Annotated in this window: 19 protein-coding genes and 1 pseudogene; 11 read left to right on the top strand and 9 right to left on the bottom strand. The window is 68.2% G+C overall.

Annotation, left to right across the window (positions count from 1 at the left end):
- Window positions 1-40: 40 nt before the first annotated feature.
- Complete coding sequence (gene pgi / locus OR37_RS03470; protein ID WP_004615829.1) at window positions 41-1660, top strand: glucose-6-phosphate isomerase; 1620 nt, start codon at window positions 41-43, stop codon at window positions 1658-1660.
- 13 nt (window positions 1661-1673) lie between these two features.
- Here pgi and OR37_RS03465 read toward each other — a convergent pair whose 3' ends face one another.
- Both OR37_RS03465 and OR37_RS03460 read right to left on the bottom strand, forming a co-directional pair.
- Window positions 1674-3728 carry a TonB-dependent receptor plug domain-containing protein gene (locus OR37_RS03465; protein ID WP_004615827.1) on the bottom strand — a complete coding sequence of 685 codons (2055 nt, stop codon included), beginning with the start codon at window positions 3726-3728 and terminating at the stop codon, window positions 1674-1676.
- 187 nt (window positions 3729-3915) lie between these two features.
- Window positions 3916-4200, bottom strand: a complete 285-nt coding sequence (locus OR37_RS03460) for a hypothetical protein (protein ID WP_004615825.1) — start codon at window positions 4198-4200, stop codon at window positions 3916-3918.
- Between the two features lie 808 nt (window positions 4201-5008).
- Here OR37_RS03460 and OR37_RS03455 point away from each other — a divergent pair.
- Window positions 5009-5380 carry a hypothetical protein gene (locus OR37_RS03455; RefSeq protein WP_004615823.1) on the top strand — a complete coding sequence of 124 codons (372 nt, stop codon included), beginning with the start codon at window positions 5009-5011 and terminating at the stop codon, window positions 5378-5380.
- 3 nt (window positions 5381-5383) lie between these two features.
- On the opposite strand, the pseudogene OR37_RS22055 reads toward OR37_RS03455, so the two are convergent.
- Together OR37_RS22055 and OR37_RS03450 are read right to left on the bottom strand one after the other, a co-directional pair.
- Window positions 5384-5467: pseudogene (locus OR37_RS22055) on the bottom strand (hypothetical protein); the annotation flags it as partial.
- Between the two features lie 286 nt (window positions 5468-5753).
- The gene (locus tag OR37_RS03450; protein ID WP_054508499.1) at window positions 5754-6593 is read right to left on the bottom strand and encodes a DUF3800 domain-containing protein; all 840 of its coding nucleotides are present in this window, start codon (window positions 6591-6593) and stop codon (window positions 5754-5756) included.
- Window positions 6594-7049: 456 nt separating this feature from the next.
- On the opposite strand from OR37_RS03450, the gene hisS reads away from it, so the two are divergent.
- The 3 genes from hisS to hisG are packed head-to-tail and all read left to right on the top strand — an operon-like array spanning window position 7050 to window position 10637.
- Window positions 7050-8540, top strand: coding sequence for a histidine--tRNA ligase (hisS, locus tag OR37_RS03445; protein WP_004615820.1), 1491 nt, complete (start codon window positions 7050-7052; stop codon window positions 8538-8540).
- A 4-nt stretch (window positions 8541-8544) separates the two neighbouring features.
- Window positions 8545-9678, top strand: coding sequence for an ATP phosphoribosyltransferase regulatory subunit (locus tag OR37_RS03440; RefSeq protein ID WP_004615819.1), 1134 nt, complete (start codon window positions 8545-8547; stop codon window positions 9676-9678).
- Window positions 9678-10637 (top strand): ATP phosphoribosyltransferase, encoded by a 960-nt coding sequence (gene hisG / locus OR37_RS03435; RefSeq protein WP_035016892.1) that lies wholly within the window; start codon window positions 9678-9680, stop codon window positions 10635-10637. The genes OR37_RS03440 and hisG overlap by 1 nt, the downstream gene beginning before the upstream one ends.
- 432 nt (window positions 10638-11069) lie before the next feature.
- Here hisG and OR37_RS03430 read toward each other — a convergent pair whose 3' ends face one another.
- Window positions 11070-12341: an NRAMP family divalent metal transporter gene (locus OR37_RS03430; RefSeq protein ID WP_004615817.1), complete on the bottom strand. Its 1272-nt coding sequence runs from the start codon at window positions 12339-12341 to the stop codon at window positions 11070-11072.
- A 296-nt stretch (window positions 12342-12637) separates the two neighbouring features.
- Here OR37_RS03430 and OR37_RS03425 point away from each other — a divergent pair, with 296 nt between their 5' ends.
- From OR37_RS03425 to OR37_RS03415, 3 genes are read left to right on the top strand one after another with little or no spacing between them, the layout of a single operon-like run.
- Window positions 12638-14344 (top strand): tyrosinase family protein, encoded by a 1707-nt coding sequence (locus OR37_RS03425; RefSeq protein WP_004615816.1) that lies wholly within the window; start codon window positions 12638-12640, stop codon window positions 14342-14344.
- Window positions 14345-14356: 12 nt separating this feature from the next.
- On the top strand, window positions 14357-14770 hold the full coding sequence (locus OR37_RS03420) for a hypothetical protein (RefSeq protein ID WP_004615815.1): 414 nt from the start codon (window positions 14357-14359) through the stop codon (window positions 14768-14770).
- The gene (locus OR37_RS03415; protein WP_004615814.1) at window positions 14767-15576 is read left to right on the top strand and encodes a DJ-1/PfpI family protein; all 810 of its coding nucleotides are present in this window, start codon (window positions 14767-14769) and stop codon (window positions 15574-15576) included. Before OR37_RS03420 ends, OR37_RS03415 begins: the two co-directional genes overlap by 4 nt.
- Window positions 15577-15663: 87 nt before the next feature.
- On the opposite strand, the gene OR37_RS03410 is transcribed toward OR37_RS03415, so the two are convergent.
- The 4 genes from OR37_RS03410 to ybaL form a co-directional block, all read right to left on the bottom strand.
- Window positions 15664-17784, bottom strand: coding sequence for a M13 family metallopeptidase (locus OR37_RS03410; protein WP_004615813.1), 2121 nt, complete (start codon window positions 17782-17784; stop codon window positions 15664-15666).
- 109 nt (window positions 17785-17893) lie between these two features.
- Window positions 17894-18235 (bottom strand): response regulator, encoded by a 342-nt coding sequence (locus tag OR37_RS03405; RefSeq protein ID WP_004615812.1) that lies wholly within the window; start codon window positions 18233-18235, stop codon window positions 17894-17896.
- A gap of 10 nt (window positions 18236-18245) precedes the next feature.
- Window positions 18246-19313 (bottom strand): sensor histidine kinase, encoded by a 1068-nt coding sequence (locus OR37_RS03400; protein ID WP_004615811.1) that lies wholly within the window; start codon window positions 19311-19313, stop codon window positions 18246-18248.
- Between the two features lie 194 nt (window positions 19314-19507).
- Window positions 19508-21163 (bottom strand): YbaL family putative K(+) efflux transporter, encoded by a 1656-nt coding sequence (ybaL, locus tag OR37_RS03395; RefSeq protein WP_004615810.1) that lies wholly within the window; start codon window positions 21161-21163, stop codon window positions 19508-19510.
- Window positions 21164-21234: 71 nt separating this feature from the next.
- On the opposite strand from ybaL, the gene OR37_RS03390 reads away from it, so the two are divergent.
- The 3 genes from OR37_RS03390 to OR37_RS20585 all read left to right on the top strand — a co-directional run bounded on the left by OR37_RS03390 (window position 21235) and on the right by OR37_RS20585 (window position 25323).
- Window positions 21235-21483 carry a helix-turn-helix domain-containing protein gene (locus tag OR37_RS03390; protein ID WP_035016917.1) on the top strand — a complete coding sequence of 83 codons (249 nt, stop codon included), beginning with the start codon at window positions 21235-21237 and terminating at the stop codon, window positions 21481-21483.
- A gap of 448 nt (window positions 21484-21931) precedes the next feature.
- Window positions 21932-23419, top strand: coding sequence for an OprO/OprP family phosphate-selective porin (locus tag OR37_RS03385; RefSeq protein ID WP_235046539.1), 1488 nt, complete (start codon window positions 21932-21934; stop codon window positions 23417-23419).
- A 92-nt stretch (window positions 23420-23511) separates the two neighbouring features.
- The gene (locus OR37_RS20585; protein WP_004615807.1) at window positions 23512-25323 is read left to right on the top strand and encodes a HAMP domain-containing methyl-accepting chemotaxis protein; all 1812 of its coding nucleotides are present in this window, start codon (window positions 23512-23514) and stop codon (window positions 25321-25323) included.
- Window positions 25324-25328 lie beyond the last annotated feature (5 nt).

The raw sequence follows: 25328 nt of genomic DNA, 5'->3' as shown, positions 1-25328 counted from the left end.
TGGCGTAAACGCCGATTTACCAAACTTGAGGATGCCGCGCATGGCCGATCTCGACATCGCCTGGACTCGCCTGGAAGCCGCCGCCAAGGCCGCGGGCCAAAAGCGCATCGTCGAGTTCTTCGACGCCGAGCCGGAGCGGCTGGAGGCCCTGACCCTGGACGTCGCCGGCCTGCACCTGGACCTCTCCAAGCAGGCCTGGGACGAGGCCGGCCTGGAGGCCGCGCTCGACCTGGCCCACGCGGCGGATGTCGAGGGGGCCCGGGCCCGGATGTTCGGCGGCGAGGCGATCAACGGCTCCGAGGGGCGCGCGGTCCTGCACACGGCGCTGCGCGCGCCCGCCGGCGCCGACGTCAAGGCGCTGGGCCAGCCGGTCATGGCCGAGGTCGAGAGCGTCCGCCAGCGGATGAAGGCCTTCGCCGAGGCCGTCCGCGCCGGCGAAATCCGGGGCGCGACCGGCAAGCCGTTCAAGGCCATCCTGCACATCGGCATCGGCGGCAGCGACCTGGGGCCGCGCCTTCTGTGGGACGCCCTGCGTCCGATCAAGCCGACCATCGACCTGCGCTTCGTGGCCAATGTCGACGGCGCCGAGTTCGCCCTGACCACGGCCGATCTCGATCCCGAGGAGACCCTGGTCATGGTGGTCTCCAAGACCTTCACGACGCAGGAGACCATGGCCAACGCCGGCGCGGCCCGCGCCTGGCTGGTCGCCGCGCTGGGCGAGCAGGGCGCGAACCAGCATCTGGCCGCTATCTCGACGGCGCTGGACAAGACCTCGGCCTTCGGCGTGCCGGACGAGCGGGTGTTCGGCTTCTGGGACTGGGTCGGCGGCCGCTATTCGCTGTGGTCGTCGGTCAGCCTGTCGGTGGCCGTGGCCTGCGGCTGGGACGCGTTCCAGGGCTTCCTGGACGGCGGCGCGGCGATGGACGCCCACTTCCAGTCCGCGCCGCTGGGCAAGAACGCGCCGATCCTGCTGGCCCTGGCCCAGATCTTCAATCGTAACGGCCTGGACCGCCGGGCCCGCTCGGTCGTGCCGTACTCGCACCGCCTGCGCCGCCTGGCCGCGTTCCTGCAGCAGCTGGAAATGGAGAGCAACGGCAAGTCGGTCGGCCCCGACGGCCAGCCGGTCAAGCGCGGCACGGCGACGGTCGTGTTCGGCGACGAGGGCACCAACGTCCAGCACGCCTATTTCCAGTGCATGCACCAGGGGACGGACGTCACCCCGATGGAGCTGATCGGCGTCGCCAAGTCCGACGAAGGTCCGGCCGGGATGCACGAGAAGCTGCTGTCGAACCTGCTGGCCCAGGCCGAGGCCTTCATGGTCGGCCGCACGACCGAGGACGTCGTCGCCGAGCTGAAGGCCAAGGGCGTTCCGGACGCCGAGATCGCCACCCTGGCGCCGCAGCGGACCTTCGCCGGCAACCGCCCGTCGACCCTGGTGGTGCTGGACCGCCTGACGCCCCAGACCTTCGGCGCCCTGATCGCCCTCTACGAGCACAAGACCTTCGTCGAGGGCGTGATCTGGGGGATCAACAGCTTCGACCAGTGGGGCGTGGAGCTGGGCAAGGTGATGGCCAACCGCATCCTGCCCGAACTCGAAAGCGGCGCGAGCGGCCAGCACGACCCGTCGACCTCGGCGCTGATCCAGCGGTTGAGGAAGTAGCGCCTGGCGCCCCCTAAAACGTCTTGCGCACCCGCAGGGTCCAGAAGGTGCGGGGGTTGATCTCGCGGTCCTCGACAAAGGACACCGGCCGGGCCGGGGTGCGGTCGGCATAGACGACATAGCGCTGGCGGAAGTCGTTCCAGACATTGATCTGGGCGCGGATCGCCAGGCTGGGGGTCGGCTTGTACTCGGCGAAGGCCGAGTAATAGCCCGTGCCGCGCCACTTGTAGGTCTGGTCCGGATCGTAGGTGCCCTGGCCCAGCAGCGGGATTACGTCGAAGCCCCACTGGGTCTTCCAGCGCGGCAGGTCCTGCTGGAAGCCGATGTCGGCCTGGGTCGGCCGCACCCGTGAGATCGGGCGCTTGCGCCCCGTGGTCGGATCGGTGACGTGGCTGTCGTTCCAGTCGTTCTTGAAGGTGATCCGGCCGCCGCCCACCCCCAGCTTGTCGGTCGGGACCACGATATTGACCGACAGCTTGTCCAGCGTGCCGTCGCCGATATTGCCGGTCGCCGATAGGCCGCCCGGCAGCGGCAGGCGGTCGATCACGCCGATGATCTCGTCGTGGCGATAGGTCACCGAGACCACGCCCTGGCCCCAGAACCGGCGCTCGTAGCCCACTTCCGAGATCCAGCGCTGCTCGGGCCGCAGGTCGACATTGCCGCCATAGACCTGGCCGTTGCTCAGCGAGGCCGAGGCCGCGAAGTCGTTGAAGTCCAGCTGGCCCAGCTCGCGCTCGAACCGCACGCGCACCTGGCTGGCCGGCGAGGGCGTCCAGGTCAGTAGCACGCGCGGCTTGGCGTAGAAAAAGCTCTTCTTGGCGCTGGCGTCGCCCGACTGCTTGATGGTCGAGGTCTCGAGGCGCATCTGGCTTTCCAGGTTCAGCTTCGGACCGATCCGCCAGACGGCCTTGGCGAAGGCCTCGCCGCGCAGCTCCTCGACCTTGACCGAGGCCGAGGGCAGGGGCACGTCGACGCCGTCCTCGGTATAGGCCTGCTTGGTGTCGAGCATGTTGTAGGCGACCTCGCCGCCGCCCTCCAGCGTCAGGTCCGGCGAGCGCTCGTTGCGCACCAGGGTCCGCAGGATGGTCTCGCCGTCGTCGCCCTTGGAGGTGAACTTCTGGAACGGGCTGGCCACGCCGTCCTCGCGCTCGGCGCCGGTCGAGGCGTTGCGGAAGGTGTCGAAGCTGTGGATCGCCCGGGTCTCCAGCGTCCAGGTCGGGGCCAGCGGGCGGATATAGGTCAGGCCGACCTCGCCGAACTTGGTGTCTTCCGAATAGTCCGTGCGGTTGAAGCTGGTCGCCGAGACGTCCTGCTGCCACTCCTGCCAGTCGTGGATGCCGTAGCGGGCCGTGGCCTCCAGCTTGCCGCCCGCGAACGGACCCGAATAGTTGAGGCGGATCGAATTGCTGCCGCCCCAGCCGTCGTTCGAATAGGCCGTGTCGCGCAGCACGTTGCCGACCGCGTCGCGGCGCACGGTGCGGCCCGTACCGTTGCTGTCGCTGCTGCTGGTGCCGTCGCTGAGCAGCACGCCCCAGCTTCGATCGCCGTTATTGGCCGTGAACTGATAGCTGCCGCCATAGACGTCGTGGCCGCCGTCGAAGATCTGGGCGTTCCAGGTCAGGATCTGCTGGGTGTTGACGCCCTTCTTCAGGATGACGTTGGCCACCATCGCATAGCCCTGCATGTCGATGCCGGCTGCCCCGCCGCGCACCAGCTCGATCCGCTCGACCTGGCTGGCCGGGGTGCGCGACAGCACGTTGGAGCCGGTGTCGTTCTTCGAGGCCGGGCGGTTGCCGTTGATCAGCACATTGCCGACCGCCCCCTCGAAGCCGCGCGTCTGGGCCCCGTCATTGATCGAGAAGCCGGGGATCCGGTTGACCATGTCCTGGGCGGTGTTCGGACGATTGGCGGCGAAGAAGTCGGGCGTGAAGACCAAAACTCCGCTCTGATCGGCCTCGGTCGTCGGGGCGGGCGCGGGCGTGGTCGTCTGGGCCGTGGCTTGGCCGGCGAGCGCCGCGCCGGCGACGACGAATACCGCCGCCGTCGCCAGCAACTGGGTCCTGGTCATTCGTATTTCCCCTCAATTGACGAGAGGTCTGGACGCCAGGGTCGTTCATCTCAAGTTACAAGCCAGAAATGTGGGTTAAATTGTCGCAATTATTACATGGAGTTCATGTTTCTATACGAGATATTACGAACAATCGTTTCGAAGGCCTGTGGATAGACTTGTGCGGCGCGAAGTCATAGGTGGCGCTTTACCGCGCCCTCCGCCGGGCTTCGGTGACCAGCCGGTCCAGCACCGGCGTGCGGCTGGGGGCCAGCATCGCGGCCCGCGCCTCGGCGAAGATCCGCCGGTTCTCGGCGCAGGTCGCTCGCATGGCGGCCAGCTCCTCGGGCGGGACCTTGTCGGCCAGGGCCTCGGCCTCGCGCTCGGCGCGGTCGGTGAGGCGTTCCAGCCGGTCGTAGAAATTCAGCATCGAGCGCTCGCGGCTGACGGGGTGGCGGGTGCGCTTGCGGCGCGGCGGCTTGGACTTGGGCATGGGTTTCTCCGTTCGGGGGTAAAGCTCCTCCCCCGCGCTGCGGGGGAGGTGGCCCGGAGGGCCGGAGGGGGCGAACTGGGCGGAGGCCGCGCTGGCCCCCTCTGTCGCTCCGCGACAGCTCCCCCGTGGCACGGGGGAGCATCTTCACGCGGCCAGCCGCTGAAGGCGTGTGGGGAGGCGACGGAGCGGCCGGGCGAACCCGGAGACCGTGAGTGGTTTTGTGTTTCGGCTCGCGAGTCCGCTCCGCCAGGCTGTTCTTGCCCGTGAGGATGGGAGGCGTGAGCGTATTTCAGCTCGGGTCCCCACTAGCCCCCGGACGGGCGCGGACCAACTGGGACGGCTACATCCGGACCCAGCCCGACGATCCGCGATAGGCGGCTTGTACGATCACCGCCCTGTCGCTCCGCTGGTGGTTTTGGCCCCGGCCGATCCGTCACCCGCGCGCGCCCCTGAAGAGGCAGCGACGCGGCGTGAGGTCTGCGCCGGGAACCGCCAACGGCCCCGCTCAACCTAGCCCCGCCGCCGTTTTGGGCCGGATCCAAACGCCCTCCCCCGCGACGGGGATGGCTGTGATTATGGAGCGGCGCTGAACGCCGAGGATTGGCGGGTGTGTAAAATCGACAAGGCGTTGATTTCGCTGGATTCGAGATCGCCAATTCCGAGGATAGCGGCGCGCCAATCCCCTTGACGACGCTTCTCCCCTCACGGGGAAGGTGGCCCCCCCAAGCCGCGCGCGCCGTCCCTTGAGCCGCGCCGCGTTCAGCGCCTAAGCTTGGGCCAAGGACAAGACCGAGGGGAGGGGGCGACGATGCGGCTGGCCCGCTGGATATTCCGCCTGGCCGGGATCTACGGGATCCTGCTGCTGGCGCCGATGTACTTTCTGGAGCGACAGGTCGCCGGCCCGGCCGGGGTTCTTCCCCACGCGGAGTACTACTACGGCTTCATCGGAACGGCCCTGGCCGCCCAGGCGCTGTTCCTGATCATCGCCCACGACCCGATCCGCCTGCGCCCGGCCATGCTGGCCGGGGTGCTGGAGAAGCTGGCCTTCGGCGTCCCGGTCTGGGCGCTGTGGCTGCAAGGCCGCGTCGCCGCGCCGGTCGTGGCGTTCGGGACGATCGACCTGGTGCTGGCGGCGCTGTTCGTCCTGGCCTATGTCCGCACCCCGCCGGCGCGGGCTTGAGCCGCCTCGCCTCCCCCGATGGGGGAGGGGAACCGCCGAACGGCGGTGGAGGGGGCCACCACCAAGCCCACCAAACCCCACCGTCATTCTCGCCAGGCTCACAAACCCCACCGTCATTCTCGCCCTCGTGGCGAGAAACCCTGGTTCCGCTAGCACGTGCGGCGCCAGCGAACCGCCAGCGGTTCGCCCCTCCCGCCCTTGCGGCGGACAGAGGGGTTCCCGCCACGAGGGCGGGAATGACGGGGTTTATTGGGATGGGTCAGTGAACACCCCGACCGCTCCAGGTCGGGCCAAGCCTTACGTCTCTTGGAGGCTGCGGCCCGCCCAGCGATCGTCTCGCCGTGAGATGTAAGGGGGTAGGGCGTCTAGTTTCTTATTGCTGCTTGTCCAAAATCGAGTAGCGCAACGTTGGGCGCGCCTGTGACGTCTGTTCCGTCGTGTCGTTGGCGACGGAAGGAATGACAATGCTGCGCTTTTTATTGGGACGCATCTCGACGCGACTATTAGTGGCTAAGGCAGTAACCCGATTTCCGAAGTATCGGTCGACGATCTCGTGATCTTTAAACTGCTCAGGTTGAGTACGGTGGGCCCATATGCGGCCGACAATAGACGCAATCCAGTCAGCGGCCTGTATATGCTGGTTGAGATAGCTCTCGACTTCGAACGGAGGGCTGACTAGTCGACGAGCGGGTTGCGCTCCATACATAGTCTTTGCGGCGCACTCGAGTAGTTCTTTTCTGGCGCTGTGCTCATCCACTACGAGAGCAAAATTGCTACCCTGGGCATGAGAGTGTGCGTCCAGCCCTCGGATGGTCTTGCTGAAGACCGTGGTGTACATGCCGGTCGGATTGCCGTCGGTCATGCCGACGATCTTTTCCCGACCATAGAAGTAGACCTTTCCTTCGTGGCGTCTGATCAGGCTTAGAAGGCGGAAGCCCACTTCTCTAAGTGCGGGATACTTATCGAGCGCCTTCGGGCGGAAAATATCCTGCCCCTTCTTCTCCCAGTTGAAGGGCATCCGCTCAGCGCGAGCTATATCCGCGCGGAATACGCCTTCTTTAAGTCTCAGGAAGCCTGCGGAGAAAGGGCGGATCGACGGTTCGGGCAAGATGATGCCCGCCATGCCGAAAACCGGGCTATCTTTGTAGCGGAGGTCTTGGCGATGGACGAATGGGCCAATATGCCCAAACTCGTCGAGATAGGCGAACAGCATAGTTCGCAGATACACGGAAGCCCGCGCCTTTGGAAGCGCGGGCCCCAGAATGAGCGCGGGAAATTCCCGCTTCTCGAAGGGACGTCTAACTTTGGATTGACGGTACCGTCAAGCCAAATCGGCAAGCCGATGAGGCGTCGCTTCAAAACAACGCACTAGCGTCCACATCGCTTCCTTACATGGGTTCTGTTGCCTTCTTGTTAAGGGGCTAGCGCCACGAAGGCCTCAATGATCGTTATCTACGCCCCCTTCCCCCACACGCCCCAATCCGCTACACCGCCCCCCGCAATGACCCGCACGCCGCACCATCACGGCCACCACCACCATCCGACCTCGCCTCGCGGGATCGGCCGGGTCCGCTCGCTCTAAAAGCAAGCCCCCAGCCAGCCCCCGCCTAGCGGATGGGGCTTGGCTCAAGCGCCATCCGTCGAAGCCTAGAAGACCTTAGGACCGACGATGACCACCGACTCCAACGACACGACCCCGCAAGACTTTCGCCCCGAGGCGCGCAGCCCGCGCGGCTTCGCCGACAAGCGCGCGCGCGACCTGCGGGCCGAGCGGGCGATCCTGGAGGCGGTGTCGGCGGTCTATGAGCGCTACGGCTTCGAGGCGCTGGACACCGGGGCGTTCGAATATGCCGACGCGCTGGGCAAGTTCCTGCCCGACAGCGACCGGCCCAACGAGGGCGTGTTCGCGCTGCAGGACGATGACGACCAGTGGATGGCGCTGCGCTACGACCTGACCGCGCCGCTGGCCCGCTTCGCCGCCCAGAACTGGGAGACCCTGCCGAAGCCCTTCCGCCGCTACGCCTTCGGGCCGGTGTGGCGCAACGAGAAGCCGGGGCCGGGGCGCTTCCGCCAGTTCATCCAGTGCGACGCCGACACGGTGGGCTCGGCCCGTCCGGAGGCCGACGCCGAGATCATCGCCATGGCCGTCGAGGGGCTGGAGGCGGCGGGCCTGCCGCGCGGGGCGGCGGTGCTGAAGATCAACAATCGCAAGCTCCTGAACGGCCTCCTGACCGCCGCCGGGGCCGACAGCGCCGGCCAGAAGCTGGCCGTGCTGCGCGCGGTCGACAAGCTGGACCGCCTGGGCGTCGACGGCGTGCGGCTCTTGCTGGGCGAGGGCCGCCTCGACGAAAGCGGCGACTTCACCAAGGGCGCGGGCCTCAAAGGGCAGGCGGTCGACCAGGTGCTGGACTTCGTGCAGGCCGGCTCGTCCGGCGGTCGCGCGGCGACGCTGGACAATATCGCCCGCGTGGTGGCCGGCTCGGCCGAGGGCGACGAGGGCCTTCTGGAGCTGTCGCGGATCGACGCGGCCCTGACCAGCCTCGGCATCGCCGACGACCAGGCCTTCATCGATCCGTCGATCGTCCGGGGGCTGGAATACTACACCGGCGCGGTGTTCGAGGCCGAGCTGCTGCTCAGCACCACCGACGAGAAGGGGAACAAGGTCACCTTCGGCTCGATCGGCGGCGGCGGGCGCTATGACGACCTGGTGGCGCGGTTCACGGGGCAGGTGACGCCGGCGACGGGCTTCTCGTTCGGGGTGTCGCGCCTGGCGGCGGCGCTGCGGGCGGCGGGCCGCGAGCCGGGCGGCGTCGCGCGCGGGCCGGTGGTGGTGATCGCCTTCGACCAGGCGCACATGCCGGAGTACTTCTCCGTCGTCGGACGGCTGCGCGCGGCGGGCATTCCGGCCGAGGTGTATCTGGGGACCTCGGGCATGAAGCCGCAGATGAAATACGCCGACCGCCGGAACGCGCCGGCCGTGGTCATGCTGGGCGGCGACGAGATCGCGGCCGGGACCGTGACCATCAAGGACCTGGACGCCGGCCGGCAGGCCGCCGAGGGCCTGACCGACAACGCCGCCTGGAAGGCCGAGCGTCCGGGCCAGCAGACCATCCCGCGCGACCAGCTGGTCGCCGCCGTCCGCAAGATCATCGGGGGCTGATGACGTGAGGCTCGAGCGTTCCATTCCGGCGGCGGCGCTGGACGCCATCCGCGCGCCGCTGCTGGCGGCCGGGGCGACCCCGGTCGACGCGCCGGTGCTGCAGCCCCTGGGTCTGTTGCTGGACCTGGCCGGCGAGGCCATGCGGTCGCGGCTGTTCGTGGTGTCCGGCGATGGCGGCGAGGAGGCCTGCCTACGTCCCGACTTCACCGTCGCCGTGGCCCGCGAGCACTTCGCCGACGGGGCCGGCGAGCCGGGCCGCTGCTTCTACGAGGGCAAGGCCTTCCGCGTCGCGCCGCGCGGCAGCGACCGGGCCGAGGAGTTCCTGCAGGTCGGCGTCGAGGCCTTCGAGGCCGGCGACCCCGTGGCCGCCGACGCCGAGATCGCCGCCCTGGCCTGGGCGGCCTCGGCGGCGGGCGGGCGCGCGGACCTGTCGCTGGTGCTGGGCGACGTGTCGCTGTTTTCCGCCTTCGTCGACAGCCTGGAGCTGGCCGCGCCGCTGGCCGCCCGGCTCAAACGCGCCTTCGCCAAGCCCCGGCAGCTGAAGGCCGAGCTGGACGGCGAGGGGGTGTCGTCCACCGCCGAGCAGTCGCGGATCGCCGCCCTGCTGGCCGGCCTGCCCGAGGCCGAGGCGTCGGCCATGCTGCAGGAGCTGTGGTCCCTGGCCGGCATCGAGCCCGTCGGCGGCCGCCGCCCGGCCGAGATCGCCCGCCGCCTGGTCGAGAAGGCCCGGAGCGCCGAGGCCGGGCGCCTGTCGCCCGAACAGGCCGACAAGGTCCGCGCCTTCCTGGCCGTGTCGGATCGTCCGGAGGCGGCGCTGGACGCCATCGTCGCCCTGGCGGGTCCGGACGATGCGGGGCTGAAGGCCGCCGTCGCCGGCTGGCGAGCGCGCCTGGCGGGGATGGCCGCGCGCGGCGTTCCGCTGGAAAAGGCCACCTTGGCCGCCGCCTTCGGCCGGGCGTTCGGCTATTACGACGGCCTGCTGTTCGAGGTCCGCTCGGCGGCCCTGGGCGACGAGGCCCCGGTCGCCGCCGGCGGCCGCTATGACGGCCTGCCCGGACGGCTGGGCGTGACGACGACGACGGGCGCCGTGGGCTGCATGGTCCGCCCGGCCCGCGCCTATGCCGGGGGGCAAGCCTGATGAGCGCCAATCCGATGATCTTCGCCATTCCGTCCAAGGGCCGCCTGAAGGACCAGGTCGAGGACTGGCTGGCCGGCTGCGGCTTCAAGCTGGAGATGACCGGCGGGGCGCGCGGCTATTCGGCCGAGCTGGGCGGCCTGCCCGGCGTCTCGGTGCGCCTGCTGTCGGCCGGCGACATCGCCGCGGGCCTGGACAGCGGTGAGCTGCACCTGGGCGTCACCGGCGAGGACCTGCTGCGCGAGCGCGGCGACGACATGGACAGCCGGGTCATGCTGCTGCGGGCCCTGGGCTTTGGCCGCGCCGACCTGGTGGTGACCGCGCCCAAGAGCTGGATCGACGTCGACACCATGGCCGACATCGACGACGTCGGGCATCTGCACCTGGCCAAGACCGGCCGGCGCCTGCGGGTGGCGACCAAGTACGTCACCCAGACCCGCGCCTTCTTCGCCCGGCACGGCATCGCCGACTATCGGATCGTCGAGAGCAGCGGCGCGACCGAGGGGGCCCCGGCCGCCGGCGCCGCCGAGCTGGTCGTCGACATCACCACCACCGGCGCGACCCTGGCGGCCAACGGGCTGAAGATCCTCTCAGATGGGGTGATCCTGAAGAGTCAGGCCCAGCTGACCGCCTCGCGGGTCGCCAGTTGGTCGGCCGAGCAGCTGGAGAGTCTCCGGCGTATGTTGTCGGTGGTCGAGGCCAAGGGACGGGCGGCCAAGCTGGCGACCCTGGCCTGGCCGGCCGAGCAGGACGCGGCGGCCCAGGCGGCCGTGGCCGCCTTCGTGGCCAAGGGCGGCTCGCGTCGGGCCAATGGCGTGCTGCTGGCGACCGGCGACCTGTTCGACGCGGCCGCCGCCCTGGCCGCCGCCGGGGTCGAGCCCGTCACCGTGTCGCGTCCGGACTATGTTTTCGAGTCGCGCTCGGCGGTGCTCGACCAGTTCGTCGCCACGCTCGAACCTTAACTTTTGACGGATTGGTCAAAAATAACGCCGGATTTCGGGGGTAAATTCGACTGCTCGGTCCAAACTACGGCGCGGGCGTCAAAAATTCGTCCAACCCGTTACGGATTCTGGCTTTGACGCGTTGACACCGTCACGAATTTGACGTTTCTTGACCCTGCAAGGAAGAAACGGGCCCGACAGAGAGCTCCCTTCCTTCGGCGTTTCGGGGAGGAAACGCCCGCCTAGATCGAATGATCGAGAAATAGCCAGCCCGTCGCGATTATCCCCCGCGGCGGGTTTGGTGTATCTGGCCTCTCGATTTCAAATTTTGACTCTTCCGTCAAAAAGATTTCCAGGTCCGGCGAAGCCTGGCTTTCGGGGCGCGATCGTCCGGCGCGCCGGCCCCGCGAGCGCTTTGGCCCCGGCCTCGGACGGAGATGTCGCGGGCCGGACCTATAACGTCAGGAACATGCCGACGGCGGCGACGGCCATGACCAGGGTCGCCAGCCAGCCGAAGACGACCTGGGCGCGGGTGGCCACGAACGGGCCCATCTCCTGTCGACGGCTGGCCACCAGCATCATCGCCGCCATGATCGGCACGGCCGTTACGCCATTGACCACGGCGCTCCAGAACAGCGCCTTGATCGGGTCCAGTCCCGAATAGTCGACCACGAGGCCCAGGACGACGGCCCCGACGATCACGGCGTAGAAGGCGGGCGCCTCGCGCGGCTTGCGCTCCAGCCCGCAGGTCCAGCCCCGCAGCTCGCCGATCGCGTAGCCGACCGAGCCGGCCAGCACCGGCACGCCCAGCAGCCCGGTGCCCACGACGCCCAGGGCGAACAGCAGGAAGGCCATCTGGCCGGCGATCGGCCGCAGGGCCAGGGCCGCCTGCTCGGACGTCTGGATGTCGGTGATCCCGTGGGTGTTCAGCGTCACCGCCGTGGTCAGGATGATGAAGAAGGCGATCAGGTTCGACACGCCCATGCCGATGAAGGTGTCCCAGCGAATCCGGTCCAGTTCCTCGGCGGCGGCCTCCGGCGCGGCGATCAGCGGGGCGGCGCCCTTGGCCTCCTCTTCCTCGACCTCCTCGGAGCTCTGCCAGAAGAACAGATAGGGACTGATGGTGGTGCCGAAGACGGCCACGACCACGACGATCCAGCCCTGGTCCGGAAGGCGCGGGAAGATCGTATGGATGGCGACCTGGCCCCAGTCGATCTTGACGCTGAAGACGACGGCGACATAGGCGAACAGCGCCAGGGTCAGCCACTTCAGCAGGCTGACATAGCGATGATAAGGCACGAACACCTGCAGCAGGACCGTGACCAGCGCGAAGGCGATGGTCAGCAGGTGCTGGTTGGCGCCGGTCACCAGCCGTCCGGCGGCCCCCATCGCCGCCAGATCGGCGCCGATATTGATGGTGTTGGCGAAGAACAGCAGGCCGACCAGGGCCGTGACCAGCCAGCGCGGCAGGATCTTGCCGAGGTTGGTCGACAGGCCATGGCCGGTCACGCGGCCGATGCGGGCGCTGATCGACTGCACCGCGACCATCAGCGGATAGGTCAGGACGACGGTCCACAGCATGTTCAGGCCGAACTGGGCGCCGGCCTGCGAATAGGTGGCGATGCCGCTGGGATCGTCGTCGGCCGCTCCGGTGATCAGGCCGGGACCCAGGCGACGCAGGCGCGGCGCCAGCGGCTTGCGCTCGGCTTCGTCGTCCAGCGCCATGCTCGTCCCCCCAACGCGTCAACCGGGGTGATAGAGCGCGTCTGGCGGCGGCGCGCAACACGCCAGATGGTGCGCCAAGACCGTTGAGCCTTAATCCATAAATTTAGCTGGCGTTATCTTAGCGCATAAGTAGTATATCCCGGGTGGGCGCGTCCCACACGGGGGAGGTGCAAGGACCTGAACGCCTCGCGCGCCGGGCTTCCGGCGCGGGTCCTGCCTCCGCGCGTGACCGTAAGCGTATCACCGTCTTCCGTGTTCGCCCTCCAGGGGGCTCTCGACTCAAAGGGAGGTCGCCGATGACTCGCGATTCCACTCCGGCCGAGGCCGGCTTCTCCATGCCCTCGCGCCGCGCGCTGCTGGCCGCCGGGGGCGCCGCCGCCGCCCTGGCCGCCGCTGGGCCCGTCGCCTCGGCCGCGCCGCCCGCCAAGGCCCGCTGGCGCCGCTACAACGTCAATTCTCCGGAGGGGATGAAGGCGCTGGAGAGCTACAAGAAGGCGATCCGCAAGATGCTGGCTCTGCCGGCGACCGACCCGAACAACTGGTACCGCCGGGCGCTGATCCACACGATCGACTGCCCGCACGGCAACTGGTGGTTCGTGGTCTGGCACCGGGGCTTCGTGGGCCTGTTCGAGCAGACCGTCCGCCTGCTGAGCGAGGACCCGGACTTCGCCTTCCCCTACTGGGACTGGACCGCCGACCCGAAGGTGCCGGCGGCGATGTTCGACGATGTGCTGAACCCCAACAATTCGGCCTATATCCAGAGCCTGGACGCCTTCAACAGTCAGTTTGGCCCCGTGCTGGACACGTTCTGGAAGACCCTGACCAGCCAGCAGAACCAGCAGCTGCTGATCCGCGGCCTGCGCTTCCCGGCCGACCTGCTGTTCGATATCGGACCCCAGGGCGGGCCGATGTTCTTCGCGCCGCCCAATTCGCGCGGCTCGACGCCGGCCAAGCCGGGCTTCGACAAGCCGACCAGCAACGCCGTCTCGTCGTGGATGCTGAACGAGGCCCTGTCGCCGCGCGACTTCATCGACTTCGCCAGTCCGAAGTCCAATTATCACAGCAGCATCACCGGCTTTGGCGTGATGGAAGGCCAGCCGCACAACAAGGTGCACAACTGCGTCGGCGGCATCTGGACCAATCCGGACGGCTCGATCACCTATGGCGACGGCTTCATGCAGTCGAACCTGTCGCCGTGCGATCCGCTGTTCTTCCTGCACCACGCCAATATCGATCGGATCTGGGACGTCTGGACCCGCAAGCAGCAGGCCCTGGGCTATCCCACTCTGCCGGCCGACAATCCCAGCTATGTCGATCCGCTGGGCGATCTGAAGCGCTGGCGGCGCGAGCCGTTCTTGTTCTTCGTCGACGTCAACGGCAATCCCGCGCCGCCCGCCCAGCAGGTCGCCGGAGCGTTCGAGAGCACGGCGGCGTTCGACTACGACTATCAGCCCGGTTCCGGCGAGAATGTCGTGCCCAAGACCCTCTCCGGCGCCCTGAGGCGCCCCGCGCCGGCCCAGGCGTTCGTCGGTCGCCTTCAGGCGCCGGGCTCCACCAGCCTGGGCGTGGCCGAGGTCACGCCGCCGCCGGCCCTGTTGGCCCAGGCCACCAGGCCAGAAGGCCCCACCAGCCTGCTGGCCACCCTGACCGTCGACCTGCCGCCGTTCGAGCACGGAACCGATCTGGCCGTGGTGGTCAACACGCCGGAGGGCGAGCCGGTCACGCTCGACTCGCCGGGCTTCGTCGCCACCCTGTCGATGTTCGGCCGTCACATCGTCACGCGGCCGATCACCTTCACGGTGCCGATCTCGCGTCCCCTGGCGAGGTTGCGGGCGGCGGGAGGCGCCAAGGCCGCCGCGCCGTCGGCCTTGACCATCCGTCTGGTGCGGTTGGGGCCGTCGGGCCTGAAGGCCAATACCGGACCGCACGCCATGCATCACGCCGACACCGGCGCCACCCAGGCGACGCCGCAACTGCTGAACGTGGTCGTCCACGCCAATTAGGGGAGGAAAGTCATGCCGATCGCCGGCCAGTGGACCTATCGCAGCTATCTGAACAATCCCGAGCTGGTCGACGGCGACGCCAACAGGGCGCTGTCGCTGATCTTTGGCGAGGGCGTCTTCACACTGGAGACGCCTTCGCCCGACACCGTGGTCGGAACGCTCGACATGGGCGGCGGCTATGTCCTCGACCTCAAGGGCAAGATCACACGCGATCCCCAAGGGCCGACCTTGGTGGCGATGAACGGCTATGGCCGCGCGGGCTCGCCGACCGACGGCTGGGAATACGACTATCACGCCTGGCCGGGCTATCTCTGGCCCAAGGCGGTCCACCAGGTCCCGTCGCTTCTGGGCACGACCATCCGCGCCAAGCCGCACAATGGCGAGCCGGCGGGCGTCACCGCCTCGTTCATCGCGGTGCGCCAATGAGCGCTTCGCCGGTGAGCGGCGCCTCGACGAGCGGGGCGGGGAAGCCCGCGCCCGCCAAGCCGTTCACGGTCGGCATCGTGGTCTATCCGGGCGCGGATCTTCTCGACATCGCCGGCCCGCACGAGGTGTTCGCCTTCTTCGACGGCGCGGTGATCGGTCGGTCGATTCAGGTGGCCACGGTCGGCCAGACCAAGGCGCCGACCCGCACCGCCGGGGTGCTGAAGATCGTCCCGCAGTACGACTTCACCGACTGCCCGCCGATCGACCTGCTGTTCGTTCCGGGCGGCGGCGATGGTCTGCAGGACGCGATCGGCGACCAGGCGTTGCTGGACTTCCTGGTCACCCGCGCGGCCCACGCGTCCTACGTCACCTCGGTCTGCACCGGCGGACTGATCCTGGCCTCGGCCGGGCTGCTGGACGGCTATCTGGCGACGACCCACTGGGCCTTCGTCGAGGGGCTGTCGCGGTTTCCCAAGGTGACCATCGCCAATGGCTGCCCGCGCTGGATCAAGGACCGCGACCGCATCACCGGCGGCGGCATCTCCTCGACCATCGACGAGTCGCTGTTCATGGTCCGGACCATCGTCGCCGACCTGCTGACGGGACCCGACGCCGGCGCCAAGGCCGACCTCGCCGCCCAGCAGGTGCAGCTGTCGCTGCAATATCATCCCGACCCGATGTTCCAGGGCGGCGATCCCTGCTCGGTCGACTATTCGGTCTATGGGCCGGTCAATGCCAGCATGGCCGACTTTCGACGCCTGGTGGACGCGGCGATCGAGGCCCGGCTGCACCCGAATGGACGGTGACGGGCGCGTCTCACGGAATCGCGGCCAAGAAAAAGGACCGGCGCTGGACGGCGCCGGCCCTTGATCAAGATATAATCCGTAGACGGATTACCAGATCTTCACCCGGTCTTCCGGCGCGACGTACAGCTTGTCGCCCGGCTTGACGTCGAAGGCCGCGTACCAGCCGGGCTGGTTCCGGACCGTGCCGTTGACGCGGTAATAGGCCGGCGAGTGCGGGTCGCTGGCGATCTGCTGCTTCACCGCGTCGTCGCGCGACTTCTGGCGCCAAACCTGGGCCCAGCCCAGATAGACGCGCTGGTCGCCGGTGAAGCCGTCCAGCACCGGCGCGGGCTGGCCGTGCAGCGAGACGTGGTAGGCGTCCAGCGCGAAGCCGAGGCCAGACATGTCGCCGATGTTCTCGCCCATGGTCAGGCCGCCGTTGACGTGCACGCCGGGGAAGGGCTCGAACGCCGAATACTGGGCGCCCAGCTTGGCCTTCTGGACCTCGAACTTCTTGGCATCCTCGGCCGTCCACCAGTCGCGCAGCACGCCGTCGCCGTCGGACTTGCGGCCTTGGTCGTCGAAGCCGTGGCCGATCTCGTGGCCGATCACGCCGCCGATGCCGCCGTAGTTGATCGCCGGGTCGGCGTCCGGATGGAAGAACGGCGCCTGCAGGATGGCGGCCGGGAACACGATCTCGTTGTTGACCGAGTTGTAGTAGGCGTTGACCGTCTGCGGGGTCATGCCCCACTCGGTCTTGTCGACCGGGCCGTTCAGGCGGGCGACGTCGCGGCGGTACTCGAAGGCGCTGGCGCGCTGGGCGTTGCCATAGGCGTCGTCGTCCTTGATCACCAGCTTGGAATAGTCGCGCCACTTGTCGGGATAGCCGATCTTGACGGTGAACTTGGCGAGCTTCTCCTGGGCCTTGGCCTTGGTCTCCGGGCCCATCCAGTCCGACGAGTCGATGCGGGCCTTCAGCACCGTGCGGATGTCGCCGACCAGCGAGATCATCTTGGCCTTGGACGACGCCGGGAAGTAGGCGGCCACATAGTCCTTGCCGACGGCCTCGCCCAGCATGGCGTTGACCGCGCCGACGCCGCGCTTCCAGCGGGCGCGCTGCTCGGGCTGGCCCGACAGGGTCTTGTTGCGGAACGCGAAGCTGGCGTCCGCGAAGCGCTTGGACAGCAACGGCGCGGCGCCGTCCGCCACCTTGAAGGCTTCCCAGGCCTTCAGGGTTTCCAGCGGGGTCTCGGCGTAGATCTTGGCGTACTTCGGGAAGCTGGTGTTGGTCGTGACGATGAAGCGGTCGACCTTGGGCAGCTCGGTCCCGACCAGATACTTGTTCCAGTCATAGCCGGGCGTCAGGGCCTGCAGCTCGGCCAGGGTGGCGGGGTTGTAGGTCTTGTCGCGGTCGCGGCGTTCGACGCGGGTCCAGCTGGCCTCGGCCAGCTTGGTCTCGAAGTCGACGATGGCCTTGGCGTTCTCGGCGGGCTTTTCCCAGCCGGCCAGGGTCAGCATCTGCTCGACATAGGCGAGATAGGCGGCCTTCTTGTCGGCGAACTTGGCGTCCAGATAGTAGTCGCGGTCGGGCAGGCTGAGGCCGCCGGTCGAGGCGTGGACGGCGTAGGCCTTGGGATTCTTGGCGTCGACGCCGATGCCCAGGCCGATGATCGCCGCGTAGGGCGTGGTCGAGGAGCGGCCCATCAGGGCGGTGAACTGGTCCTTGGTCGCGACCTTCTTGATCCCGGCCAGCCAGGGCTGGATCGGCTGGGCGTCCAGCTTCTCGATCGCGGCCTCGTTCATGAAGGCGCGATAGGCGGCGCCGATCTTGGCGCGCTCGCCGGTCGCGGCCTTGTCGGCGGCGGCGGCCTCGATGATCGCCTTGGTGCGGGCTTCGGAAAGCTCGGCCAGCTTGTCGAAATTGCCGTAGCGGACGCGGTCGGCCGGGATCACCGTCTTGGCGTCCCAGGCGCCGTTGGCGAACTTGTAGAAGTCGTCGCCCGGCTTGACCGAGGTGTCCATGCCCGAGAGGTCGAAGCCCCAGGTTCCGTAGCGCGGCGATTCCAGCGAGGCGGCGTCGCCGGCGGGCGCGCCCTCGATCGGAGCCGGCAGCAACGACTGCATCACGCAGGCGTCGTCGAGGCAGACATGCTGTTCGTGGGCCAGCGCCCCGAAAGCCGACAGGGACAAGGCGGCCGTGGCGGCCGCGCCGAACCAAACTCTTTTCATGAAAAATCGCATCCGTAGGTGTGAGCCTGCGGCAATCTGCAACGGCGCGAAAAAATCGTTCCCTTAAAAAAAGTTCATCTTGCGCGTTTCGGCGGCGGCGCGGCGCGCTCTACCCATTGCCGATGCGGTCGATGACCCGGGCGAGCTGTCGGGGGTCGATGGGCTTGGACACGATCGGCGCGTCGCGAAGGTCGGGCCGGACGCCCTGATCGCCATAGCCGGTGACGAAGGCGAACGCCACGCCGCGCTCGCGCAGGATCTCGGCCGTGCGGAACGAGGTCTCGCCGTCGCCCAGGTTCACGTCCAGCAGGGCCAGATCGAAGCTCTCGCGCTCGGCGAGCCTGACCGCCTCGCTCGCCGAGGCCGCGGGACCGACGACCTCGCAGCCCAGGTCGCTCAGCAGGTCCTCGACCAGCATGGCCACGAACAGCTCGTCCTCGACGACCAGCACGCGCAGCGGTTCAGGCCGCGCCGCGGATGAAACGGTTCGACTGGCCGGTCCGGGCGAGTTCGGCGTCGATCTCGCAGACGACGCCGCCTGGCGGATAGTCGAGCCGGACATTCCCGCCGAGTTCGCGCGCCAGACCGCCGGTGATGAGGCGCGTTCCAAAGCCCTGCCGAGTCGGACGGGAGACCACTGGCCCATTGATTTCTTCCCACGTCATGTTCAGCCGCTCTTGGGCGTCGGCCGTTGCCACGCGTTTCCAAACGAGCCGCACGTGCCCGTCCGCGTTGGACAGGGCGCCGTACTTGGCGGCGTTGGTCATCAGTTCGTGCAGCGCCATCGACAGCGCCAGGGCCGCCTTGGGCGCCAGGCGCACCGGCGGGCCCTCGATGGAGAAGCGCTCGACCTCGCCGTGGCTGGCCACGACGGCGGCCACGATATCGGCCAGCTCGGCGCCGTCCCAGCTTTCCCGGGTCAGGATGTCGTGGCCGCGCGACAGGGCCAGCAGCCGGGTCGTCAGCGACTCCCGCGCGTCGCCCAGGTCGGCGGCGTTGCGCAGGGTCTGCCCGGCGACGGACTGCACGGTGGCCAGGGTGTTCTTGACCCGATGGTTCAGCTCGTTGACCAGCAGCCGCTGCAGCTCCTCGGCGCGCCGCCGCTCGGTGATGTCGCGCATGACGCCGGTGAAGAAGCGCTTGTCGCGGTCGCGCCACTCGGCGATCGACAGCTCCAGCGGGAAGGTCGAGCCGTCGGCGCGAAGGCCGTTGACCTCGCGGCCGATGCCGATGATCCGCCGCTCGCCGGTGTCCCGGTAGCGCGCCAGATAGCCGTCATGCTCGGCGTGATAGGGCTCCGGCATCAGCATATTGACGTTGTGGCCGATCATCTCGACGGCCGTGTAGCCGAACAGGCGCTCGGCGGCCGGGTTGAACGCCTCGATCCGTCCGCGTTCGTCGATCACCACGATCGCATCGACGGCGGTGTCGACGATGGCCCGGTAACGCGCGTCTCCGGCGGCGGACTTGCCGGCCTGTCGCTCCCGAGAAGAGCGCGCTTCGCGGGTCGGTTTGGGCGTTCCACCCATCGGCGGCTCCGAGGCTTCGAGCGTCGACCTTATCGTCTGAATCGTCAGCTGGCCAAGTCCTTAAGTTCGAAGGGATTTTGGCCACAATGTCGCACGTCGCCGCCAGGCAGACCCAGGTCTTGGCGCTCGGATCTCGCGGCGGTTCGAGGCTGTTCCCAGGAGCAGGCGGGCGCGGTTGCTCGTCGCGCGATAATCTAGTGATGTTGCGGCGCGGGTTTCGTCTTGCGCGGCGCCCTCGCCAACATGCCGCGCGCGATCTCGTCCTCGCCGATCAGGGCCTCGGTGGCGCCGACGGCCTTCAACAGGGCGACGTCGGCGTCGGTATAGGCGCGGGCGACGATCCGCGCGCGGGGGTTGGCGGCGCGGGCCTGTTCGATGATCCGGGCGGCCTCGAACGGATTGGGCACGGCGATAAAAAGGTGGGTGGCCTTGGAGAGCCCGGCCTTCAGCAGCACCTCGGGACGCACGGCGTTGCCGCCGACCGTCTCGAAGCCGGCGGCGCGCAGGTCCTCGGCTCGCTCGGCGTCGTCCTCGATCACCACCAGGGGCGTGACGGCCTTCAGGCCCTCGGCGACCCGCTTGCCGACCCGGCCATAGCCGACCAGCACCGCGTGCGGCCGGGCGGCGGCGGCGATCGCGGCCTCGCCCGAACCTTCCTTGGCCATCAGCTTGGGAAGCAGCCGGTCCAGCATCACGAACAGCAGCGGATTGACCAGGATCGACAGGATGGCGCCGGCCAGGATCAGGTCGCGGCCTTGCGCCGGCAGCAGCTTCAGCGACACGCCCAACCCGGCCAGGATGAACGAGAACTCGCCGATCTGGGCCAGGCTGACCGAGATGGTTAGCGCCGTGCTCATCGGCCGGCGGAAGGCCAGGACGATGATCAGCGCCGCCAGCGACTTGCCGACCACGATGATCGCCAGGGCGGCCAGCACCGCCAGCGGCTCGCGCAGCAGCACGGTCGGGTCGAACAGCATCCCGATCGAGACGAAGAACAGCACCGCGAACGCGTCGCGCAGCGGCAGCGTCTCGTTGGCGGCCTGCTGGGACAGTTCGCTTTCGGCCATGATCATCCCGGCGAAGAAGGCGCCCAGGGCGAACGACACGCCGAACAGCGTGGCCGAGCCGAAGGCGACGCCGAGCGCGATGGCCAGCACCGACAGGCGGAACAGCTCGCGCGAGCCGGTATGGGCGATGCGATGCAGAACCCAGGGGATCACCCGCCGCCCGACGATCAGCATCAGCGCGACGAAGGCGGCGACCTTGCCGATGGTCAGGGCGAAGGCGGTGAGAACGCCGCCGCCGCCCGACTCGGGCGCGACGCCGCCCATCACGCCGGACAGGGCCGGCAGCAGCACGAGCGCCAGCACCATGACCAGGTCCTCGACGATCAACCAGCCCACCGCGATCTTGCCGCGCGACGTCTCGATCAGGCGTCGCTCCTGCAGGGCGCGCAGCAGCACCACGGTCGAGGCCACCGACAGGGCCAGGCCGAACACCACGCCCGCGCCGATGCTCCAGCCCAGGGCGACCGAGAGGCCCAGGCCCATCACCGTCGCCGCCGCGATTTGGGCGAGGGCGCCGGGAATGGCGATGGTCTTCACCGCCATAAGGTCCTTCAGCGAGAAGTGCAGACCGACGCCGAACATCAGCAGGATCACGCCGATCTCGGCCAGCTGCGGCGCCAGTTCCTGATCGGCGACATAGCCAGGCGTGAAAGGCCCGACCAGCACGCCCGCCAGCAGATAGCCGACCAGGACCGGCAGCTTCAGCCGGTTGGCGATGGCGCCGAAAACGAAGGCCAGACCCAGGCCCGCGACGATGGTGGCGATCAGCGAGGTATGGTGCAAAGGCGCTCCTTGACGGTCATTCTTTTCGGGCGTACTCAACCAATATGGGCGACGCCGCCCCGGTTCGCCAGATGCCCCACGCGAAAATCCTTCTTCCGGCGCAGTGCCGCGCCGCCCGCGGACTGATCAACTGGTCGCAGGGCGAGCTCGCCGACCGGGCGGGCGTGTCGCGCAGCACGGTCAAGGACTTCGAGACCGAGCGCCACGCCCTGCACCACAGCACCGAGCGCCTGCTGATCGAGGCGATCGAGGCCGCCGGCGTGCGACTCATCGCCGCCGACGAGGCGGGCGCGGGCGTCCGCCTAGCTCGGCCGCGATAAGCTCCGCGGCCCGCGGGCTTCAGGCCGCATAGGGATCCCGGATAACGCATCGCGCTTCAGCGGACGCCCGCTCGCCGCAAGCCGGCGCGCCCCGAGAGGTCTGGGCGCCCGCGCGCGCACAATCCCGTTCGCGTCCAATGGTGACGTATGAGTTGAGTGCTCAAGATGATTTATATCGGCGTTCGCTGACGCGGCGCGGGAAATATCCTTGTATGTCTTTGTAATAATTGCGGATATTTTCTAAGGCGCGCCTGGCCAAGGTCTTCTCCGTCGGCGGCGTCAGTCGATGAACTGTACTGAATTCAATCATAAGAAGAGCGGCCCAATAATAGTTTCAGATGAAATTAGGTCATTTTGTCGCACGTCCGCCCGATTAATCGCATGTTTACCTTACGGAACCGAGAAATGAACGCACAAATTCTCCAATATTCGGGGTTGTTTAAGTATCGTGCGGAAATTACTTGCTCTGACCTTGCTCTCGGTCTCGATGGTCTCTGGCGCCGCCGCGGCGGCGGAGCCGTCGCCCACCCCCGCCGTGACGCTGGACGACCTGAGGTCTCAGATCCAGCTGATGCAGGAGCGCCTGCGGTCTCTGGAGGCCCAGGCCAACGCCCTGGCCCAGGCTCAAGGGACGCCCCAGGGTTCGGTCGCGGCCGCGGCCGCCGCGCCGGCTAAAACCGCCGTCGCCGCCAAGCCGGCCGATCCGGGCGCGGCCACCCAGATCAAGTGGGAAGGTTCGCCGCGCTTCACCGACGCCAGCGGCCTGACGTTCAAGCCGCGCGGACGCCTGCTGATCGACGCGGTCGACGTCGGCGTCGATCGGGACAACGCGCCGACCTACAAGTCCCGGCAATATCGCGCCCGGCAGCTCTTCCTGGGCGCCGAGGGCATGATCGGTCCCTTCGCCTATCGCCTTGAGGGCGGGGCGGCCAACGGTTCGGCCTGGTCCTGGGACGACGCGGTCATCGAGTACAAGACGCGCGACGGCCTGCTGCTGACGGTCGGCAACCAGAAGGTCGGCGGTCTGGAGAACCTGACCTCGATCAAGACCATCACCTTCATGGAGCGCGGGCCGTTCGGCGATCTGACCGACAGCGGCTTCGTGCTGGCCGCGCAGGTCACCAAGCTGGGGCGGAACTGGTCGTTGCGAGGCGCGCTGCAAGGCGACTCGATCAACAAGGCCGACGTGACGACCGGGGGCTATGACGCCAACAATACCCGCGAACGGTCGGGCTTCATGGCGCGCGCCACCTGGGCGCCCGTCATGACCCCCAGCGACACCGTCCACCTGGGCGCCTCTGTCCGCTATCGCGACGCCGGCGGCGAGACCGGCTTCACCTATTCGGCGGCCGCCAACACGGCCTATCGGCCCCAGAACGCCGCCGGCGGCGTGTATCTCTCGACGGGCGCGGTGGGCAAGAGCGACACCACCTGGTCTGGCGAAGCCGCCTGGGCCCATCGCAACGTCTCGCTGCAGGGCGAGCTGGCCCAGATCCGGGTCGACCGGGTGTCGACGGCGCTCAGCGCCGCCAATGGCGGCGACAACTTCAATGTCGTGACCGGCTATGTGTTCGCCAGCTGGTTTCCGACCGGGGAGGTCCGCCCCTACAGCGCCGCCGGACAGTTCGGAAAGATCAAGGTGCTGCGCCCGATCGATAAGGGCGGCCTGGGCGCCTACGAATTGGCCCTGCGCTACGACTATGCCGACCTGAGCAAGATGAGCGCCAACACCGTCGTCGCCCCGACCGCCCAGCCCGGCCTGGCGACGGCCGGGACCTACGAAGGCGTGACCGCGGGGGCCAACTGGTACCCGTACAACAACGTCCGTCTGATGACGAACGTGACCAAGGCCAAGATCAACAACCGTCGCGTCGGCGCGGTCGAGAATGACGCCGACGTCACGGTCGTCCAGGCCCGGATGCAGATCGAATTCTAAGCTTGAGCGGGACGCGTCTTCCGACGCCCCTCGGTTCCTCGTCGGAAGGCGCGCCAGTTGTTCCACGCCCTGGCGTGCTCGGGAGTACACGGATGTCTTTTCTGAAGAACATCTCCATCCGCAACAAGATCATGCTGTCGTTCGGCCTGCTGCTGGGCGCGGCGGTCGCGATGATTGTCAGTGTCTTCGTTCAACTGACCGGAATGCGCGAGGCCATCCGGCTGAATGAAGAAAGCAAGTCGATCATCGATCAGACCCAGACCGCCGAGAAGGGCGTCCTGCGCTTCAATTCGCAGATGCGCGGCGTGCTGCTGACCGGAAGCCCGAAGTACATGGACACCTATGTCGAGGGCTGGAACCAGTTCAACGCCGCGATCGCCGCGCTCGAGGCGTCGGATCTGACCGCCGAGGAGAAGACTATCCTGGCCAAGGCCAAGGACGACTCCAAGGTCTGGCTGGCTCAATATGGCGCGCCGCTCACCCGCGCGGCGCTGGATCCGGCCTTGCGGGACTCGGGGCGCGAAACCCTGATCGCCGCCGGCGAGAAGGCGCGCGTCACCCATATCACCAAGGGCGTCGCCGCCGTTCGTAAGATCGAGCAGGCGCGGATGGCCGTTCGCGAGACCGCCCAGGAAAAGGCGATCTTCTCGTCGGTGGCCATGCTGATCGGCGGCGGTCTGGGCCTGCTGGTCATCGCCGTGGGCATGGGCTGGCAGCTCACCGCCCTGGTCGCCGCGCCCGTGGGCCGGATGACCCAGTCGATGCTGCGCCTGGCCGACGGCGACTACGCGGTCGAGACGCCCGATCGCGATCGCGCCGACGAGGTGGGCTCGTTGTCGCGGGCCTTCGAGACCTTCAAGGAAAACAGCCTCAAGGCCGTGCGTCTCGAGAACGAGACCAGCGCCATGCGCGAGTCGGCCGAGGCGGAGCGAGCCAAGACCGAGGCCCAGCGGGCGCGGGAAGCGGCCGAGGACCGGGCGGCGATCGAGGCGCTGGGCAAAGGCCTGCGCGCCCTGTCGAACGGCGACCTGACCCACCGCATCACCGAGACCCTGGCCCCCAAGAGCGTCCAGCTGAAGGATGACTTCAACAGTTCGATCGCCAAGCTGGAGACGGTCATCTCGGGCGTGCGCCACGCGGTCATGACGATGAGCGGCGGGGCGCGGGAAATCTCGGTGGCCTCCGACGACCTGGCGCGTCGCACTGAAAGGCAGGCCGCCAGCCTCGAGGAGACCGCTGCGGCGCTGGAGCAGATCACCTCGACCGTCAATCGCACCGCCGAGGGCGCGGGACACGCGCGCTCGGCGGTCGGCGGCGCCAAGACCGACGCTGAAAACGGCGGCGAGATCGCCGAACGGGCCGTGGCGGCGATGAGCGAGATCGAAAGCTCCTCGCGTCAGATCAGCCAGATCATCGGCGTCATCGACGAGATCGCCTTCCAGACCAATCTTCTGGCCCTGAACGCGGGCGTCGAAGCCGCTCGCGCCGGCGAGGCCGGTCGCGGGTTCGCGGTGGTGGCCCAGGAAGTCCGCGCCCTGGCCCAGCGCTCGGCCGAGGCCGCCAAGGAGATCAAGGCGCTGATCACCCTCTCGACCAACCAGGTCACGCTGGGCGTCGATTTGGTCGGCCAGACCGGCGAGGCGCTCCAGAGCATCGTCGCCAAGGTCATCGACGTCAGCAAGATCGTCGCCGAGATCGCCGCCTCGGCGCGCGAACAGGCCACCGGCCTCGGCGAGGTCAATGTCGCGGTCAATCAGATGGACCAGGTCACCCAGCAGAACGCCGCCATGGTCGAGCAGTCCACGGCCGCCAGCCACGGCCTGGCCCAAGAGGCCGACGACCTCGCCCGGCTGATGAGCCAGTTCAAGGTCGGCGATCCCCAGGCCCAGAGGCTGGCGGCGTAGTCGAA

It is taken from the genome of Caulobacter vibrioides OR37 (genome assembly GCF_000372645.1).
Lineage (GTDB): Bacteria > Pseudomonadota > Alphaproteobacteria > Caulobacterales > Caulobacteraceae > Caulobacter > Caulobacter vibrioides_E.
This window is presented reverse-complemented; position numbering and strand designations above follow the sequence as displayed.